Source organism: Paenibacillus sp. GQ49 (assembly GCF_059759055.1).
Genome location: NZ_JCAXEL010000005.1, coordinates 216,587 through 235,159 on the forward strand (window position 1 = coordinate 216,587; position 18,573 = coordinate 235,159).

An 18,573-nucleotide genomic window follows, 5' to 3' on the forward strand; every position below is an offset into this window, starting at 1 on the left:
TCGAGAAGAGGGGTAGATAGACAAATGTTGGTCAGTAGGTAGGGTAAATGATCACAAGTTAACCATACTTCATCATACGGACTGAAAACTGTAACCATTTCTCTATCCAAACGGACGTGTAATCCCTATCTCGATTGGCCTTCACTTCATTTTATAATGAAAGCGCAAACAAATATTGAACATCAGAATAAAGGGGAATCGAACTAGATGAGAACAAAATGGTCTATGAAAAGCAAACGGGTGACAAAGCGTCTGGCCGTGCTGTCCATGTCCGCCTTGATGGTTGCAGCCCTAGCGGCATGTGGAGGCACTTCCACCCCTCCTACAGCAGAGGAAGCAGGCAAATATGAGGTAACGCCGGGAGATCCGTTCAGTGCCTATAAAGACGAAATCACCGTAACCATGGGACGGGTAACCACAGCCAATCCAAAACTGCCGGCTGGTGATACCTATGAGAACAATGCATATACTCGGCTGGTCAAAGACACGTTTAACGCTCAGATTACAGACCAATTTGAAGCCAATGGCGAAGATTATAGTCGTCAAGTTTCGCTCGCCATCGCATCCGGGGAATTGCCTGACATGATGCGTGTTGATTCCAAAGATGAACTGAAAGAGCTGGTGGATAACGACCTGATTGAGGATCTGACTGCCATTTACGATCAATATGCTACGGATAATATCAAGCAGATGTACGATTCCTATGATGGACGTGCATTAGAAAATGCAACAATCGATGGACGTTTGATGGGCCTTCCGGCGACTTCCCTGGATTCCGCGCCAACGATGGTTTGGGTTCGTCAAGATTGGCTGGATCTGCTGGGGATTCAACTGGATGCAGACGGAGACGGTGCCATTTCGCTGAATGAGGTGGAGCAAACAGCACTGGAATTCCTGAAAAGAGATCCTGGTCAATCCGGGAACCCGGTAGGTATTCCATTTGTGAACACGATGAATACAACAGATTATAATGGCTCTGCTTATACGATGCTGGGTGTGGCCTCAACCGAGGGAGCCTTCCCGCAATATTGGATGAATGGTGAAGACGGCAAAATCGTGTATGGTTCCACAACAGAAGAAACGAAGAAAATGCTGGGTACCATGGCGGATTGGTTCAAGAATGGCATTATCGACCCGCAATTCGGAACCCGCACGTTTGATGATATTACCGCACTCTACGCCAATGGCCAAAGCGGTATTGCCTTTGGACCGTGGCATATCCCTGACTGGGGACTGATCAGTGCAAAACAGATGGATAAAAATGCGAAATTCTCGGCTTATACGCTGGAAGATGCAGACGGCAAGGTCAACGTGGCGCATGCCAATCCATCCAATCAGTTTATCGTGGTGAGAAAGGGTTATGAACACCCTGAACTGGCCGTTAAGATTCTTAACCTGTTCTACGATAAACTGGCCAATGATAAAGATGCCGCAACAACCATGCCGGAAGCTGCCAAATATCAGGAGACCGGGGTAGACGGATCTACGAGACCTTTTAATATCGAAGTCAACTCGGCTACATCGCTGCTGGATGATTACTCTGACGTTGTTCGCGGGATTAAAGGAGAGATCAGCCTAGATGAGGTTCGCACAACCGAATCGAAAAACAACATCGGAAGCATCAAAACGTATTTGAGCGACATGGATACGGATGATGTGACTGCTTGGTCAAAATATCATTCGCGGATCAACGGAGTTGGACTGATCGACAAACTGACACAAGAAAACAAATTTGTATGGATGACACCTGCTTTCTCTGGCACTACACCAAGCATGAAACAGACGTGAGCCAATCTGACAAAGTTGGAACAGGAATCGTTTATCAAAATCATAACGGGTTCAGAACCGCTCGATTACTTCGATACATTCGTCAGCAATTGGAAGAAACAAGGTGGTGATCAAGTCATTCAGGAAATTGAAGACGAGATCACATCGAAACAATAGACATCCATGAACAGTAGCAGGGCTGCGATACGCAGCCTTTCTTCAACGAAAGGGGTTCATCCATGAAACAGGGGAATTGGAAAGCGAGAGGGCGGCTCGGCCCAGGTGCCATGTACCATATGATGATGCTGCCGGGCATTTTGTTTTTGCTTGTATTCAGCTATGTTCCAATGGTCGGCATCATTACGGCGTTTCAGGACTATATACCGGCCAAAGGCATGTTTGGCTCCGAATTTGTAGGCCTGAAGCATTTTATGTATATGTTCAAGCTGCCGGATATCGCGCAGGTCGTCAGCAATACGTTGGTGATTGCGATTGGCAAGATTCTGCTCGGAACGATGATGGCCATCATTTTTTCCGTTTTATTAAATGAAATTCGGATCAAATACGTTAAAAAATCCGTGCAGACGATTGTTTATCTGCCACACTTTCTATCCTGGGTTGTACTGGCATCGGTTGTTGTCAACATGTTCAGTTTGGATGGCATTGTGAATCAAATGTTGGCGTTCTTTGGCCTCGAAAATATTAATTTCCTTGGCAGCAACACCTGGTTCCAGCCACTGATTATCGGTACAGACGTATGGAAAGAGTTTGGTTACAGTTCCATCGTTTATTTGGCTGCGATTACGTCGATTGATCCCGGTCTTTATGAAGCAGCAGGAATGGATGGAGCCAGTTGGTGGAGAAAAGTGTGGCATATTACATTGCCAGGCATGCTGCCTATTATTCTGCTCATGGGCGTAATGAGCCTGACCAACATTTTGAGCGCCGGTTTCGATCAAGTCTATAATCTGTATAACCCGGTTGTCTATGAGTCGGGCGACATTCTGGATACCTATGTCTATCGAATCGGTCTCGTTGGGCGACAGTATAGCTTCGGTACAGCTGTTGGTTTGTTCAAGTCCGTTATCGGTATTGTTTTGCTCATGTCTGCCAACCAGTTGGCCAAAAAATATACGGACCGAAAAATATTCTAAGGAGGCCAAACCTGTGTCCTATTCTGCAAACTTAAAAGATCGAATTGGCCGGTTTGCCATCTATGCCATCGTCATCATGCTGGCATTGGTCTGCCTTCTTCCGTTATGGAATATCGTTGCCATTTCATTCAGCAGCAGCGAGGCGGTATCCGCCAACGCAGTAGGTCTCGTTCCAGTTAATTTCACAACAGCAGCGTATACCAAAATTATCGAAGATGCACAGTTCTGGCGCTCCTTTGGTATATCCGTTCTACGTGTTGCGCTAGCTCTTGTGCTCAACATGATTCTGATTATTTTAATGGCTTATCCACTATCCAAATCAAAAAGAGATTTTAAAGGCAGAAACATTTATATGAATATCATGATTTTTGCCATGTTGTTCAGTGGAGGCATGATTCCCAGTTACCTGCTGATCAAAAACCTGGATATGCTGAATACGATCTGGGCACTTGTTCTGCCAGGCGCTGTCCCGATATTCAGTGTCATTCTCGTGATGAATTTCTTCTCCGCTGTACCTAAAGCGCTTGAAGAAGCAGCATTCATCGATGGGGCCAATCCGCTCCAGGTCTTGTTCAAAGTGTATGTTCCCGTATCCATTCCTGCACTGGCGACAGTCGCCTTATTCAGTATCGTGGGTACGTGGAATGACTTTTTCGGCGGGTTGATCTATATGACCAAAGTGAGTAATTATCCGTTAATGACCTATATTCAGTCCCTTAACGTGAATATTGCTGATTTGCTTCAAGCCGGCACCAATTCCAGTGAACTCAGTAACCTGACTGAAATTTCGAACAAAAACCTGAATGCAGCCAAAATCGTAGTCGCTGTTATCCCGCTATTGCTGATTTATCCCTTGCTGCAAAAATACTTTGTGACGGGCATTGTCGTAGGATCGGTCAAAGAATAACATTAGAGAGGTTGAATGGAACATGGAAAATAAAAAATGGTGGAAAGAAACCGTTGTATATCAGATATATCCACGCAGCTTTCAAGATCGAAACGGGGATGGCATTGGAGACTTGAAGGGCATTGTGTCACGATTGGATTATTTGCAGCAACTCGGCATCGGTGCGATCTGGTTATCACCCGTGTGCAAGTCTCCTCAAGATGATTACGGATATGATATTTCAGATTATCAGGATATCGATCCGATGTTTGGGTCCTTGGAAGATATGGAAACATTAATTGATGAAGCCGGGAAACGAGAGATCCGGATCATTATGGATTTGGTGTTGAACCATACCTCGGATGAACACCCCTGGTTCCAAGAAGCCAAAAAAGGCAAAGACAATCCGTACCATGACTACTACGTCTGGAGAGATGGTGTTGAAGGAACGCCTCCAAACGACCTGGGGTCCACCTTTGGTGGTTCAGCCTGGGAATGGGTGCCTGAGATCGGGCAATATTATTTGCATCTATTTTCCGTAAAACAGCCAGATCTCAACTGGGAAAACCCCAAAGTCCGGCAGGAGATATATAACATGATCAATTGGTGGATTGATAAAGGTATTGGTGGTTTTCGACTTGACGTGATCGACTTAATTGGCAAAGAACCGGATTTGAAGATTACGGGAAACGGGCCTAATCTGCATAAATACATCAGGGAACTGAGCAAGGAGACGTTTCAAAAAGCGGAAGATCTGCTGACGGTTGGAGAAACATGGGGCGCGACTCCGGAAATCGCCAAGCTATACAGCAACCCGGACGGAAGCGAGTTTTCAATGGTCTTCCAATTTGAACACATCGGTTTGGATGAACAAGAAGGCAAAGGAAAGTGGGATCTTAAACCTTTGGATGTGATGGCATTAAAAAAAGTGCTATCCAAGTGGCAAACGGAGCTCAAGGGTGATGCCTGGAACAGTCTGTTCTGGAACAACCACGATTTGCCACGTATCGTATCACGTTGGGGAAATGATGGAGAATTCAGAGTTGAATCGGCTAAAATGTTGGCTACCCTTCTTCATGGCATGCAAGGTACGCCTTACATATATCAGGGTGAAGAGCTGGGTATGACGAATGTTCAATATGCGATCGAGGATTATCGGGATATTGAATTGCTCAACTTTTATAAGGAAAGAATGGAGAAAGGTTATCCTGAACAAAGCGCGATGGAGTCGATCTACGCCAAGGGCCGCGATAATGCACGCACACCTATGCAATGGGATACTTCCGATAACTCGGGTTTTACACAAGGGGAACCTTGGATTAAAGTGAACCCAAATTATAAGCATATCCATGCCGAGGAAAGTTTGAATAACCCTGAATCCATATTCCATTATTACCGGAAGTTAATCCAACTCAGAAAAGATCATGAAGTCATTGTATATGGTGATTATGAGCTGATCTTTCCAGAGAACCCAGACGTGTTTGCTTATACCCGAACGTTGAATAGTACGACAATTCTTGTTGTATGCAATTTCCAGGGATATACGACAGAACTTTCGCTTCAGGAGCAATTAACAGGGTCCTATCAGCTTTTGACAGCTAACTATACAGGTGAACTCTCGGAGAGCGAATTACGTCCATATGAAGCAAGAATGTACCTTATCCATGATTAAAGCATAATACGTTATATAATGTTCAGTTCTCAAGAAAGAAGGATTGTATTCAATGAAAAGAGTATGGTGGAAAGAAGCAGTAGCTTATCAAATCTATCCGAGAAGTTTTATGGATTCCAACGGAGATGGAGTTGGTGACATCCAGGGGATCATATCTAAACTGGATTATATTCAAGATCTCGGTATTGATCTGATATGGATCTGTCCGATGTATAAGTCACCCAACGACGATAATGGTTATGACATCAGCGATTACTGTTCCATTATGGATGAATTCGGCACGATGGCGGACTTTGATCAATTACTGCATGAAGTGCATCACCGCGGCATGAAACTCATTATGGACTTGGTGATCAATCATACAAGTGACGAACACCCGTGGTTTATTGAATCCAGAGCTTCACTGGATAATCCCAAACGAGATTGGTACATCTGGAGAGATGGGAAGAATGGAGACGAACCGAATAACTGGGAGAGCATCTTTGGCGGTTCTGCATGGGAATATGATGAAGTCTCCGGACAGTACTATCTCCATCTGTTCTCCAAAAAACAACCGGATTTGAATTGGGCAAATCAGGAAGTTCGGAAATCCATTTATGAAATGATGAATTGGTGGCTGGATAAAGGGATTGATGGTTTCCGTGTGGATGCAATCAGCCATATTCACAAAGAAGAGGGCCTCTTGGATATGCCAATCCGAGAAGGTGTCAAATACGTCTCTTCTTTTGAAAAGCATATGAATGTGAAGGGAATCCAGAGTTATCTGCAAGAAATGAAAGAGAACACATTATCCAGATATGACGTCGTGACTGTTGGGGAAGCAAATGGAGTTAAAGTAGAGGACCAAGAAGATCTGCTGGATTGGATCTGTGAAGTCAGAGGGAAATTTAATATGGTCTTTCAATTTGAACACCTGGACCTTTGGAAAAACAGCACAGACAGGCAACTGGATGTTCCCAAATTGAAAAACGTCTTGACCAAGTGGCAAAAATCACTGGAAGGCGTAGGTTGGAATGCTTTGTTTATTGAAAATCATGATCAGCCTCGCAAAGTTTCAACTTGGGGAAATGATACGGAGTATTGGTATGAAAGTGCCACAGCGCTTGGAGCCATGTACTTTTTCATGCAAGGCACACCTTTCATATATCAGGGGCAAGAGATAGGCATGACAAACGTGGCTTACCCTTCCATAGCGGATTATAACGACATAGCCGATCGGAATTTATATCAGATCAAACGTGAAGAGGGGATGTCACATGAGGAGATCATGAACATCATCTGGGCTTCGAGTCGCGATAACTCCAGAACGCCGATGCAATGGTCCTCGGCCAAAGAGGCGGGGTTTTCCAGTGGTATGCCATGGCTGAAAGTGAATGACAATTACATCAATATTAATGTAGAGAAACAACTCCAGGAACCACGTTCCATTCTTCAATTTTATAAACAAATGATTCAGCTGCGAAAAGAGCACGATACGCTGACTTATGGGATCTATGAGCTCCTTATGCCGGATCATCCGAGTGTATATGCATATACACGTACACTGGCAGACCAACAGGTGCTGGTAGTCATCAATCTTTCTGAACACATGGTGGAGCTTGAGGAAGATGAGCTTGGCCGCAACTTCTCAGAGACCTGGCTTACCAACTATGAGAATGGCTTGCTGCCACTGGTGTTGCGACCGTTTGAAACCATTGTTGGATTAAGCGATAAAGTAAAGTAGGATACGTAAAAGTAAAAAGGCGCCTATATCATTCAGAAAATGATATAGACGCCTTTTATTGTTGTGTAACCACCTTAAAATCAACTGCGAATATTCGTTTTATTGATGGAGAACGTCAGCGTATTCGGAGATACGTTCAAAACGCCCCTTGGCAAAAGGGCATAGAGGTAAAATCTTAATACCGTTTTCCCGCGCGTATTCCACCATCGCTTTGATAAGTTCATCGCCAAGCCCTTGTCCTCGGTAAGCATTTTCCACCAAAGTGTGATCAATGATGTATAGCTCTGGACTCGAGATTACATAGGTCATCACCGCAGCAATATCATCGTTATCTTGAATAAGAAATCTTTTATTGGCAGGTTCATGTTGGGATTGGGAATTATTTAGTGACTTTGATCTGAAATTGATCGGAATATGATTTGAGGTTGCTTGCAAGACCAGCGAGTTCCCCGGAGATGTTCGACAGTTCGCTCGCCGACCGTTGCTGTTCCACAGCACTAGCCGTGACTTCCTCGGCCATGGCTGAAGTTTCCTCGGTTGCGGAAGCAATATAACTGAGGTTCTGTTCCAGCTCCTGACGAATAGAGTGCATATCCATCGTCCGGCTGTCTAAACTCTGAGCCAACTCATGCACTTCGGTCGATAAGCGGTTAACCTGTCCAAATGCCTGGAGACAATCAGCGATCTGTTTCTCCTGTTCCTTAACAGCTACCATATTTGCATCAAAATGACTGCCCATCCGATGTATCTCTTGAACAAATGAACCCAGGATCTCATCAATCTCCTGGATCGAACGTTCGGATTGTTGAGCGAGCTGTCCCATTTCACCAGCAACGACTGCAAAGCCTTTACCCGCTTCTCCAGCTCGTGCTGCTTCAATTGAAGCATTTAGGGATAGTATTTGGGTTTGTTTTAAAATGTTGTGAATTTGACCGCTAATAGAGGAAGCGAGTTCGGATTGAGTCGTCAGAGACCTGGAAATATCCTGTTGATGCTCAACACGCTTGGCATTCTCTCGGCCCTTCTCAAGCAGAACCTCATGTTCACGTGTAACTTGTACTTGGACAGAAGATAGCTGCTCTGAAGTATAAGTAAACTGTTTCACATATGAACCTACTTCATCCATTATTTTGCCGAGATTCTCTGAGTGCTGGACGGAGTGTTCTGTCTCTTCAGCCTGTTTCATTGAACCTATGGCAATTTCCTCAATCGCTCTGGAAAGTTCTTCGCTCTGACGCTGGTTCGTCTGAGCGGTTTCCGAAATATCTTTTGATGACTGCTGCAACGTATTTGATCCTTGCTGTATTCCCATCAGAATGTTCGTCAATTGGGCAACCATGATGTTAATCAAATCACTGATGTCACCGAGTTGATCATTGGACATATGTGTGGATACAACTTTGAGATTCCCATCAGCAACCTGCTCAAGGCTTGACTTAATATCGCGTACTTGTCTAAGAATACCTCGTACTACGAATAACATCATGACCAAAGAAAGAATCAGTACAACCACAAAAATCGGGATAATCGTCTGATAAGCATTATTCACGGATGTCGCCGAGACTTGATTCACTGCTCCAGCAGAAATATCAATGCCCAGATAGCCAATGACAGTACCTTGCGAATCCTTGATTGGTGTAAAGGAGGACAATAGCTGTCCCCAGGTTGGATCATCTACAATGCCTGTTGTGACGACTTCACCGCGTAACAAGCGTTCTTGAATCTGGGGATTGAATTCCATTGCAGTGCCGTAAGGACTATACTCTGTATCATTCCAATCCGCTCCATCCACGGTGTAGATCCACCCGTCCGAAGTTTTGTTATACATATAAACATACAAGGCTCCCGATTGAAGCCTAACTTTAACGAGTTCGTCCCTAAGACTTTTATATTCGTTGCTCTCCTCTGAAGCAGTAGAAGATAATGTCTTAATTAATTCCGACTCCTGACCTAGTTGAGAGGCAGTATTCACAGCCAGCTGCTGATTGTTATGCTGCATGGTCATTAGTGATGCATTTTCACTGGAGTCGATGGTGGCCCATATGATTAGACCGCCCATAGCCAGTAGCGGAACCAGAATAATCAAATACAGTTTGAACCTTAAATCCATCTTTTTTTGGTAAGTCTTTCTCAAATCCTGTTCCCCCTTGGATGTAATAAAGTAAATAGGGTTATCCATATAACCCCATACTATTTATCGTAATATTGAAGGGGGAAATGAAGACTAACACTAAATTTGTATATACATATACGTAGGGGAATGTGATCATTTGTGGTACCAGTGCACTCAAACCGAATGTAGAAGTTACTTTGCATCAAGAAACGAAACGTTGTCATTAACCAAAAAAGTTCCACCAGCTTTATGCCAGTGGAGTGCTTAATTTTTCTCTTAGACATTCTGTTCAATATACAAATATACTCACGGATGTTTATTGCAGAAACGGTCGATATAATCAGAACATTGGCCCGGCTCATCTTCCATTACGAAATGACCAGCTTTGGGAATGACTTGTAGGCAGGCATGGGGAATATCCTGGACAAGCCTCTTTGCATAAGCGAGGGGCTGCCATTCATCTTCTTCCCCCCATATAATTTGAACGGGAACTTTCAGCTTGGTTAAATCTGTTCCATAGGATTCAGTATATTTTGCATTATAGTGAGCTACCTGATGGGAGAAAAAAGAGGCTTTGCCCAATGAACCTGCATGGGGTTCGAGATATGCATCCAGTGTATCGCTAGTCATAAGCTCTTTATTATACACTGCCATGGGTAATTGTTTCTTTAGCATGGTATCAAAATCAGCACGGGGCATTTGTTCAACCTGTTCAAGCTGTTCTTCGATAATTTTCTTCCAGGTTGGTGAGGGCCACGAATCATAGCTGGGCATGTTGAGTAACGTAAGCGATTGTACACGCTCAGGCTGTTCCAAGGCCAGTTGGACTCCAACAATTCCACCTAGATCATGGGCTGCGACATGTAAACGATCCATTCCGAGTTCGTCTAAAAGCTGACTGAATAGCGTATATTGTGCTGCCACAGAAGTATCTGCTTCGATTGGTCTTTCCGATGCTCCATATCCAAGAAGGTCATGAACGTAGACTTTGTACCCTTTTTGAACCAGAGCGGGTATTACTTTTCTCCATTCATAACTATAAGAGGGTGTTCCGTGAAGGAGCCATATGGGAGAGCCTTCTCCGTATTGTTCATAAGCGATTCGATATCCATTAATCAAGATGGATGACGTTGCTGCTGTTTGCATAGTGATTACTCCCTTCCATAAACGATTGAGATTAAAAAATGAAATGGGCTCTTAATGAGCTACATTGAATATAAACGATTGCTTTTCATTAGTTAAATTGATAGTTTATATGTAAACGATCAGTTTTAATGATGTTACAAAGAAGGGAGCCAATGATGGAAATACGTCATTTGGTCACATTTATTACAATTGTGGAACACGAGGGATTTACCAAAGCTGCTGAGCATCTTGGATACGCGCAATCTACAATTACATTGCATATTAAGGCGTTGGAAGAGGAGATTAACTATCCTTTATTTGATCGAATCGGTAAGCGGGTTATTTTAACGGAGACTGGGAAAAAATTGTTGCCACATGCCCAAAAAATGCTTGATCTGTATCATATGATTAAGGAAGTGACCGCTGCACAAGGTGAATTAACGGGTAATATCGTGATCAGTATTGGAGAAACGTTGTTGATCTATCGTTTTCCGCCTATTATTGAAGAGTTTAAAAAAATGCATCCTCATGTCAATATCGAGTGGCACCAATTAGATTCCGTACATTATAAAGAGAATTTGATGCAAGGTAAAAGTGATATTTCCTTCATGCTGGGGACAGAGGTACATGACCCCAATCTGTACAGTGAGAAATTGGCTGAGGAGCCCATGATGCTGCTGTACCCCAATTCATTTGAGCTACAACGGGACATTGTACGAAGCAATTTACTTTTTACCGAAAGAGGTTGCGGTTATCGCACATTGTTTGAACAATGCATTGAAGAGTATCAGATTGGGATTACTTCCAATATTGAATTCTGGAGTATTGAAGCTGTGAAACAGTCGATATTGAGCGGTATGGGCATATCCTTGTTACCTCGAATTACGGTAGAGAAGGAGCTGAAGGAAGAAAAACTTTCAGGTCAGCAGTACAAACAAAATCTAGTTACGCAGTTGCTGTATCCCAAAAACAAGTGGATCTCTCCCCAAGTAGAAGCATTTATTGAGATCGTTAGAAAGCATGCCTCCCTCTGGTAGCTCATTTCAACTATCCTTTATAGCCTGCCACTGAACCGTTGGATTGCTTCCTCGGTCACTGGTGTGAAGAGATTAACCAGATTACCGTCAGGATCGTGAAACAGTAAAGCACGATTCCCCCAAGGCATTGTGGTAGGTTCCTTTACCCACTCATCGACAAACGGCTTCAAGCGCTCGTATTCCGCATCGACATCGTGGACATGGAACTCAATAATGACTGTACGATTGTTGGCCGCCACAGCGGAACCAGCGCCAAATAGTTGCACCGTCTGGGAGTGGCCGATCGCTAGAGTGCACGATGGCATAACAAGTTTGGCAAAGACAGGTGCAGGGCGTTCTGCTGAAACACCCGTAATTTTCTCATAGAACTCGACAAGACGATCCACGTCATCAGTAATGATGCGCACAGAAGCAAAATTCACGAGATATCATCCTTCCTATAATAAGTAATACATTTTGGATCAAAAACACTTCGCACTTACTTCTACTCCTTTACAATTGCTTACTCCGACTATACAAAAACACTACTGACAACGGTATGTCAGTAGTGTTTTACGAGAAACGATAACACCGGGAGGGATCTCACAGTTGGTTGCTACTGTAATTTGTATTATTGCTTCAATGGTATTATCGAGCTTTGAGTTATCTGCTGTATATGTGAATGTATCCTTTGCGCTTATTCTTGCATTTCTGCCAGCCAGTGTGAATATCCCAAGTTCTTTTTTACTCGATGGAGAAAAAAGTATGCCGGAATAATCCTTTCTTATGTAGTCACTGCCCTTGCCATTGCAGGATTAAGAAAATTGCTAGGCTACTATATGAACATAGAAGAATATCTCTTTTAGTATTCGGAATAGTAGCTGCATTTAGTGTTGTAGTATATACACTCTCATGGATCATATGCCCAAGATGGCTAAGCCATAAAGAATTATGACCACTTGGAAAAGAACTGTATTTTTCTTATGAAATAATCTAAGATTTATTTTAGGTAGTGATAACACTTGGTGAGTAGGGAGTGGAAAATATTTTAATGGAGTCAGAGCAGTCATCTTTCAATGATTCTCGTTATCTAGGATCTAGAATGAAAAAAATCATTGCTTTCATGGACTGGAGTATATTCTCGCTTCGTTTTTATCATTACTTGTTGCTTGCCATTCTAATTCTGACTGTACCCGGAGACTCGGCTCACGTTCAATTCGAGATCATCTGGCTCTTGGCGGCCTTCCTTGTTCCGATCTTATTTTGGTTTCCACAACTGCGGTTGAACACTCTGTGGTTTTGTATTACCGAAGTCATTCTTGGCGGATCATATTATGTGAACATGACTATCCATTCTGAATTCATCTCCTCGCCTGATTACCTGCTTCCCAGCCTAACCATGGGCTACTTATTGACCAGAAAGACAGTTTGGATTATCCCCACTGTTTTTTTGCTACCATTTGTCTTCCTGTTCAATCAAGGATATACCTTGAACCAGAGCATGAGTATTGGGTTCGACAACTTGTTATTTTGCTTTATTGGTATATGGGTAAGCTTCATAGCTAATGCTTACCGTCAGAAAAATGCCTTAGCGGTTGAAATTGCACATCAGAACAGGTTGTTGAGCCATTATGCCGCTCAGGTCGAGAAATTAACGTTAATGGAAGAACGCAGTCGTATGTCCAAGGAACTGCACGATACACTTGGGCATTCCTTTATTTCTCTGATCATGAGTCTGGATGCCGCCATTGCTCTATTGGATCATAAGCCTGCTGAGGTGAAAGATAGACTCATTCGCTTGAGAGCGTTAGCTGAGAGAAATCTCGACGAAATGAGAGATGTTGTTCACGAAATGGGAGAAGACGAAAATAGCCTCTTTAAGCAGATTAGGGTACTTGCAGATAGCTTTGCCGAGCACACTGGAACGAATGTTACATTGAATCTGCCTGTGACAGAACATGCAATGCTTCTTAAAGCGCGACAAGCTATTCTGCGCGTGATTCAGGAATCGTTTACGAATGCGCTAAAACACGGAAAAGCGTCTAAGTTGAAGTTGGAGCTTTCCTTTGTTGAAGAAGCCTTACATATCGTTATTCGAAATAATGGGAAGCCATTGGACAAATTGGAATACGGCTTTGGCTTAACCACGATGAAGCAACGGATTCAGGAAATTGGAGGCAAGCTTATCCTCTCAGCCTCATCTGGAGCCACGTCGTTCACCGAGGTGAGATGCGAAATTCCGTTAAATGGAGTGATGTTACATGCAGAAGATTAGAATATTAATTGTCGACGATCAAGAGCTTATTCTGGAGAGTCTGCATATTGTCCTGTCTCTTGAAGAAGATTTTGAAATTGTCGGATTAGCCAAAAATGGGGAAGAAGCCATTGAAGGCAGTAAACAATTTCAGCCAGATATCGTGCTAATGGATATTAATATGCCCGTCATGGATGGTGTTGCTGCAACGTCACGAATTAAGCAACAGCTTCCGGCGATTAAGATCATTATGCTGACCTCATATAAGGAAGTGGATTATGTTTTGACGGCATTAAGCCATGGAGCAGAGGGGTATCTACTCAAAGCGATCCGTCCCAAGGAGCTGGCTGCAGGAATACGTGTGGTTCATACAGGAGGTACATTGATTTCTCAGGAAGTGGCTGCCAAATTGATAAAAAATATCCTCCCGTCTGCTGCTCCAAAGAGCAACGAGTACGGATTGAGCGCACGTGAAATTGAAGTGCTTCACAAGTTAGCATCTGGCTTGCGCAATCAAGATATTGCTGAAGCTTTGTTTCTTAGTGAAGGGACCGTTAAAAACTATATTTCTTCCATCTATTCCAAATTGGATGTGAAAGGAAGGAGGGAGGCAACTCGCAAAGCCAGAGATTCTGGAATGATGGAAGAATAAACAGGTAGAATATTACTGATGTTCATAAAAAATCGGCAACTCATTAGAGTTGCCGATTTTTTATGTCATAGGTCAATTCATGACTAAATCGCACTATGTCTATATGACTTTTAAAGTCTAAATTTATAACAAGCGGAACAATCACTTCGGAAGATTGAAGCGCAGAGAGGGGTAATTCGGATGAAAAAAATGAAGAAATTATTTTTTGGGATCGGTATTGCTGTTTTAATACTTTCAATGGTGGTTCTTTACTTTCCAACATGGACTCCGAAAATAAAAGGGGAAAATAGTATTAATGTACTGGAACAAGTGGAGATCAATGGAACAGGTCATGAAATCATGATCCGCGGTCAAAATGCAGAGAATCCGGTCATTCTGTATGTACACGGTGGGCCGAGCGCATCTGAAATTCCGCACGCGAAGCAATATCAGGATGTATTGGAATCCAGATTTACCATTGTGAACTATGATCAAAGAGCAAGCGGAAAGTCTTATCATTTTTTTGAGGATTACTCCAATTTATCAACTGACTTGCTGGTTGATGATATACTGGCCATCACGGATTATATCTCTGAACGCCTTGGCAAGGAAAAGGTGATCCTGATCGGCCATTCCTTCGGTACTTACATTGGTTCTTTGGCTGCCCATAAGGCACCGGAGAAATATGAAGCCTACATTGGAATTGGTCAGGTAGGAGATACTAGGCAGAGTGAGATAGACGGTTGGAATTATGTAATGAAACAAGCTCAGTTAGCAGGTAATGATGATGACATAGCAAGACTGAATCAGGTTTCTGAAGCCATCAATCAAGGGCAGACATTTACACCGAGAGACATTGTTACACGATACAATGGTGCTGCGAGATTGATGGATAACCCTGATGACAGTTTCCTTGGAATGACGTTCAGCAGTGAATACAACATGCTCGATGTCATACGTTATTATAAAGGAATGACTTATTCACAAGGAATTCTGATTGGTGAAGTGATGAGTCGTCCATTGCCGTCCTTAATTAAGAAGCTGGATCTGCCATTTTATTTTGTTATGGGAGATTATGACTTTATGACTTCGTCCCATGCTGCCAAGCAGTTTTTTGACGGAATTAAAGCTAACAAGAAAGAATTTATTTCTTATGAAGAATCGGCTCACTACCCACACTATGAAGAAAAGGAAAGATTCTTCAATTGGATGACAGATACGTTTACTCCATAACATTTGTTAGAAATTAAAAAAGAGAAGCGTTCGTAAATAAAAAGTGATCCGCTGCTGTTTTCAACTAGCAGGCTGACAATAGGAATCGTTGCAGAAATGCTGACGATTTTTTTTGTATACATATACAGAGCGTTATAGAGCTAGAGCCCATATGATTAACAAAGTAGAAGATTTTAAGTTTTAGACGAGAAGATGATACCTCGCGATCAGTATGATGGAATGTTACTTATTCAAAAAATCCATCCCTCTAATCACTAGGAAAGAGCGTATTAAAATTTCGAAGTGAAGGATAGGGCTAAAAATCGATTGTACTTGGTGGTAAACAGTGTTACTCTAAAAGTCTGTGTTCGACAATATATTCAATACTAGCCACCAATTTAGTTATAAAGAAAGGTAACACTATGATAAAAGTTGAAAACTTATCCTTCTCATTTCCACAAAAGGAACTATATAAAAACATTTCATTTACGTTTGAAGAGGCACAACATTGTGCTTTTATCGGAACAAGCGGAAGTGGAAAAAGTACACTGATTGATATCCTGATGGATCCGGAACGATATTTGTTCGAGGGCAAGTTAGAGATAGACCCCGATTGCAGAATCGGGTATGTGAGTCAGTTTTTGCAAGTAGACAAAACAAAAGAAATGACCGTTTTTGAATATATCGCAGAAGAATTCATCAAGGTACAAGATGAAATTACAGCGATTTATGCGGAGATGGCCACCACATCGGATATGGATTCCCTGATGGAAAAGCTTCAATTGGCTTTGGATGCCTTCGAAGCGATGGATGGGGACAATTTCGAAAAAAACATCAATAAACAGTTAAACCTTGCCAACCTCATGAAGCTCAAAGATCTTAGTATATCCGCCATAAGTGGCGGGGAATTCAAACTTATTCAAGTGATGAAGGAAATGCTGAATCGTCCAGACTTCATGATTATGGACGAACCCGATGTATTTCTAGACTTCGAAAACCTGAACGCGCTTAAAAAATTGATTAACTCCCACAAGGGAATGCTGCTGGTCGTTACACACAACCGGTATCTGTTGAATCATTGTTTCAACAAAATCATACATCTTGAAAACACGGAGCTCCAGGAGTTTGACGGGCGATATATCGATTATAACTTCTCACTGCTTCAGTCTAAGATCGAACTGCAAGAAATCGCAGTTGCTGAAGCTGAAGAAATTGAGAGATATGATCACATCATCGACAATCTTAGAGAGATCGCCACGTATAATTCGGAAGCCTCCAGAGGCAGAGCGTTAAAAGCCAGAGTCAAGTTTCAAGAGAGATTGGAAGCACGTCGAATAAAAGAGCCATTTGTCGATATCAAACAGCCGAATATCCGTTTTGGGATCGATAAGGAAATGGAAGATACCGTTGTGGTTAACGTCAATAACTATAACGTTTCCTTTGACGAATTGCTTTTGGAAAATGTGAACTTTGAGATCAAATCAACAGATAAAGTAGCCCTGATCGGTCCTAACGGTACCGGGAAAACGACATTACTTCGAGAAATCTTTAAAAACAATCAGGATTCCATTGAAATAAATACTGATGTTAAAGTGGCCTATTTATCTCAGGTTCAAGGCGAAATGCTAAAAGATTCGAATACCATCCTGAATGAATTCATTGATTCCGGGTTTCAAACGTATGATGAAATTAGATCGTATCTTCCAAACTATGGCTTTGAAGGAGAAATCCTTGATCAAAAGATTGAATCGTTATCTGGCGGAGAAAAAAACATGCTTCAATTGGCTAAAGTTTCTGCCAGTCAGGCCAACGTATTGCTCCTGGATGAACCGACAAGCCATTTAGACATCTATACACAAATTGCATTGGAGAAAGCCATTGAGGACTACAAAGGTGCGATTATCATGATTTCTCATGATTTCTATTCGGTTGTCAATGGTATGGATTATGTTTTAATTATCGAGGACAAAACGATCAGTAAAATGAGTATAGAAGAATTCAGACAGATGATTTATACGAGTCATTTTGATGAAAACTATCTAGAAAATGAACAAAAGAAAAAATCTGTTGAAATGAAAATTGAATTGGCTTTAAAAGATACTAATTTTGAACTTGCAAAAAGTTTGGTTGATGAGCTAGAAAAGCTGATTAAGTTGCTTTAGACAAGGTGAATATTCCATAAATCTAAATCCCCCTGTATGTGGATTAATCCGCATACAGGGGGATTTACTTCTAGAAACAGCTAAACGAGCTGATTCGCTGCAGATCAATGCCGGTGTATAGCCAGAAGAAGCCATTCCAACGGAAGCCAGCCACCGAATTTCTACCTACAAATACCGGGTACATCCAGAAGCCGGGACCACGATCCGGCCAAATATATGTGTAGCGAAACAGACAGCCGGATATGGCTCTTGGATCTACCGCATATAACGAAGCGGGTTGCTGTGGAATGAATGATGGTGGCGGCCCTGTAGGTGCCTGCACGCCTTGTGGTCCGCCGCCTCCACCCCCGGGGAACGATGGCGGACCAGGAAATCCGCCGGGTCCTCCTGGTCCTCCGGGACCCCCAGGTCCGCCGAACCCTCCACCAGGTCCAAAAGGAGGTAAAAATGTCATATCACATCACTCCTGTTCATTAGTCTAATGTATTGTATGTAGGCAAGTGAGAAGGGGAATGGGTGGAAGCCTATAGAAGGCTGCTAATAATCAAGTCGAATCAAGCAATTTAAATTGCAGAAAAATGTCGAATAACGTGATTGTTAACTAATGTATTATAACGAATTGAATATTAGCAGTGTTTGGCTATTACTGGTAAAGCAGGCACGACCAAAATGATTTTGCATTTTCCTTATGTGAGTAGGGGAAGGCATATCGTTTTGGTCTTTTTTATATCCAAATTCAGAAATGAGGCAAAGATATGGATTATCGCAAGTTGTGGGCCAAAGCAAAAATAGAGTTGGATTTCCAGTTTCCTAAACCCATACGAGATTACCAATTGATAACTTTTTATTATAATTATT

17 protein-coding genes are annotated in these 18,573 nt (G+C 42.5%); 12 read left to right on the forward strand and 5 right to left on the reverse strand.

Features of this window, described 5'->3' with window-relative positions:
* Positions 1-207: 207 nt before the first annotated feature.
* The 6 genes from AC6CIF_RS12215 to AC6CIF_RS12240 all read left to right on the forward strand — a co-directional run bounded on the left by AC6CIF_RS12215 (position 208) and on the right by AC6CIF_RS12240 (position 7,202).
* Positions 208-1,788: a type 2 periplasmic-binding domain-containing protein gene (locus AC6CIF_RS12215; protein ID WP_498199833.1), complete on the forward strand. Its 1,581-nt coding sequence runs from the start codon at positions 208-210 to the stop codon at positions 1,786-1,788.
* A 15-nt stretch (positions 1,789-1,803) separates the two neighbouring features.
* Positions 1,804-1,944, forward strand: a complete 141-nt coding sequence (locus AC6CIF_RS12220) for a hypothetical protein (protein ID WP_498199834.1) — start codon at positions 1,804-1,806, stop codon at positions 1,942-1,944.
* A gap of 62 nt (positions 1,945-2,006) precedes the next feature.
* The gene (locus AC6CIF_RS12225; RefSeq protein WP_047843154.1) at positions 2,007-2,921 is read left to right on the forward strand and encodes an ABC transporter permease; all 915 of its coding nucleotides are present in this window, start codon (positions 2,007-2,009) and stop codon (positions 2,919-2,921) included.
* 13 nt (positions 2,922-2,934) lie between these two features.
* Positions 2,935-3,828 carry a carbohydrate ABC transporter permease gene (locus tag AC6CIF_RS12230; RefSeq protein ID WP_100527586.1) on the forward strand — a complete coding sequence of 298 codons (894 nt, stop codon included), beginning with the start codon at positions 2,935-2,937 and terminating at the stop codon, positions 3,826-3,828.
* Positions 3,829-3,850: 22 nt separating this feature from the next.
* Positions 3,851-5,479 (forward strand): glycoside hydrolase family 13 protein, encoded by a 1,629-nt coding sequence (locus tag AC6CIF_RS12235; RefSeq protein WP_498199835.1) that lies wholly within the window; start codon positions 3,851-3,853, stop codon positions 5,477-5,479.
* Between the two features lie 52 nt (positions 5,480-5,531).
* Positions 5,532-7,202, forward strand: a complete 1,671-nt coding sequence (locus AC6CIF_RS12240) for a glycoside hydrolase family 13 protein (protein WP_498199836.1) — start codon at positions 5,532-5,534, stop codon at positions 7,200-7,202.
* A gap of 99 nt (positions 7,203-7,301) precedes the next feature.
* Here AC6CIF_RS12240 and AC6CIF_RS12245 read toward each other — a convergent pair whose 3' ends face one another.
* From AC6CIF_RS12245 to AC6CIF_RS12255, 3 genes are all read right to left on the reverse strand, one after another.
* Positions 7,302-7,637, reverse strand: coding sequence for a GNAT family N-acetyltransferase (locus AC6CIF_RS12245; protein ID WP_498199837.1), 336 nt, complete (start codon positions 7,635-7,637; stop codon positions 7,302-7,304).
* Positions 7,582-9,336 (reverse strand): methyl-accepting chemotaxis protein, encoded by a 1,755-nt coding sequence (locus AC6CIF_RS12250; RefSeq protein WP_498199838.1) that lies wholly within the window; start codon positions 9,334-9,336, stop codon positions 7,582-7,584. The genes AC6CIF_RS12245 and AC6CIF_RS12250 overlap by 56 nt, the downstream gene beginning before the upstream one ends.
* A gap of 285 nt (positions 9,337-9,621) precedes the next feature.
* Complete coding sequence (locus tag AC6CIF_RS12255; RefSeq protein ID WP_498199839.1) at positions 9,622-10,461, reverse strand: alpha/beta fold hydrolase; 840 nt, start codon at positions 10,459-10,461, stop codon at positions 9,622-9,624.
* Positions 10,462-10,613: 152 nt separating this feature from the next.
* Here AC6CIF_RS12255 and AC6CIF_RS12260 point away from each other — a divergent pair, with 152 nt between their 5' ends.
* Positions 10,614-11,477 (forward strand): LysR family transcriptional regulator, encoded by an 864-nt coding sequence (locus AC6CIF_RS12260; protein WP_498199840.1) that lies wholly within the window; start codon positions 10,614-10,616, stop codon positions 11,475-11,477.
* Positions 11,478-11,494: 17 nt separating this feature from the next.
* Here the strand turns inward: AC6CIF_RS12260 and AC6CIF_RS12265 are convergent, their stop codons facing one another.
* The gene (locus AC6CIF_RS12265; RefSeq protein WP_498199841.1) at positions 11,495-11,899 is read right to left on the reverse strand and encodes a VOC family protein; all 405 of its coding nucleotides are present in this window, start codon (positions 11,897-11,899) and stop codon (positions 11,495-11,497) included.
* Positions 11,900-12,065: 166 nt separating this feature from the next.
* On the opposite strand from AC6CIF_RS12265, the gene AC6CIF_RS12270 reads away from it, so the two are divergent.
* The 5 genes from AC6CIF_RS12270 (at position 12,066) to AC6CIF_RS12290 (ending at position 17,715) form a co-directional block, all read left to right on the forward strand.
* Positions 12,066-12,233, forward strand: coding sequence for a hypothetical protein (locus AC6CIF_RS12270; RefSeq protein ID WP_498199842.1), 168 nt, complete (start codon positions 12,066-12,068; stop codon positions 12,231-12,233).
* 259 nt (positions 12,234-12,492) lie between these two features.
* On the forward strand, positions 12,493-13,731 hold the full coding sequence (locus AC6CIF_RS12275; protein WP_498199843.1) for a sensor histidine kinase: 1,239 nt from the start codon (positions 12,493-12,495) through the stop codon (positions 13,729-13,731).
* Positions 13,718-14,362, forward strand: a complete 645-nt coding sequence (locus AC6CIF_RS12280; RefSeq protein WP_498199844.1) for a response regulator transcription factor — start codon at positions 13,718-13,720, stop codon at positions 14,360-14,362. The genes AC6CIF_RS12275 and AC6CIF_RS12280 overlap by 14 nt, the downstream gene beginning before the upstream one ends.
* Positions 14,363-14,542: 180 nt before the next feature.
* Entirely contained in the window at positions 14,543-15,574 is a 1,032-nt protein-coding gene (locus AC6CIF_RS12285; RefSeq protein WP_498199845.1) for an alpha/beta fold hydrolase, read from the forward strand.
* A gap of 401 nt (positions 15,575-15,975) precedes the next feature.
* The gene (locus tag AC6CIF_RS12290) at positions 15,976-17,715 is read left to right on the forward strand and encodes an ABC-F family ATP-binding cassette domain-containing protein (protein WP_498199846.1); all 1,740 of its coding nucleotides are present in this window, start codon (positions 15,976-15,978) and stop codon (positions 17,713-17,715) included.
* A gap of 70 nt (positions 17,716-17,785) precedes the next feature.
* On the opposite strand, the gene AC6CIF_RS12295 is transcribed toward AC6CIF_RS12290, so the two are convergent.
* On the reverse strand, positions 17,786-18,169 hold the full coding sequence (locus AC6CIF_RS12295) for a hypothetical protein (RefSeq protein ID WP_047843165.1): 384 nt from the start codon (positions 18,167-18,169) through the stop codon (positions 17,786-17,788).
* Positions 18,170-18,573: the final 404 nt, after the last annotated feature.

What these genes read in the sequence shown, in the direction of transcription:
- AC6CIF_RS12215 (WP_498199833.1), top strand. Translation starts at nt 208, where the DNA reads ATGAGAACAAAATGGTCTATGAAAAGCAAACGGGTGACAAAGCGTCTG.
- AC6CIF_RS12225 (WP_047843154.1), top strand. Translation starts at nt 2,007, where the DNA reads ATGAAACAGGGGAATTGGAAAGCGAGAGGGCGGCTCGGCCCAGGTGCC.
- AC6CIF_RS12235 (WP_498199835.1), top strand. Translation starts at nt 3,851, where the DNA reads ATGGAAAATAAAAAATGGTGGAAAGAAACCGTTGTATATCAGATATAT.
- AC6CIF_RS12240 (WP_498199836.1), top strand. Translation starts at nt 5,532, where the DNA reads ATGAAAAGAGTATGGTGGAAAGAAGCAGTAGCTTATCAAATCTATCCG.
- AC6CIF_RS12255 (WP_498199839.1), bottom strand. Translation starts at nt 10,461, where the DNA reads ATGCAAACAGCAGCAACGTCATCCATCTTGATTAATGGATATCGAATC.
- AC6CIF_RS12260 (WP_498199840.1), top strand. Translation starts at nt 10,614, where the DNA reads ATGATGGAAATACGTCATTTGGTCACATTTATTACAATTGTGGAACAC.
- AC6CIF_RS12280 (WP_498199844.1), top strand. Translation starts at nt 13,718, where the DNA reads ATGCAGAAGATTAGAATATTAATTGTCGACGATCAAGAGCTTATTCTG.
- AC6CIF_RS12285 (WP_498199845.1), top strand. Translation starts at nt 14,543, where the DNA reads ATGAAAAAAATGAAGAAATTATTTTTTGGGATCGGTATTGCTGTTTTA.
- AC6CIF_RS12290 (WP_498199846.1), top strand. Translation starts at nt 15,976, where the DNA reads ATGATAAAAGTTGAAAACTTATCCTTCTCATTTCCACAAAAGGAACTA.
- AC6CIF_RS12295 (WP_047843165.1), bottom strand. Translation starts at nt 18,169, where the DNA reads ATGACATTTTTACCTCCTTTTGGACCTGGTGGAGGGTTCGGCGGACCT.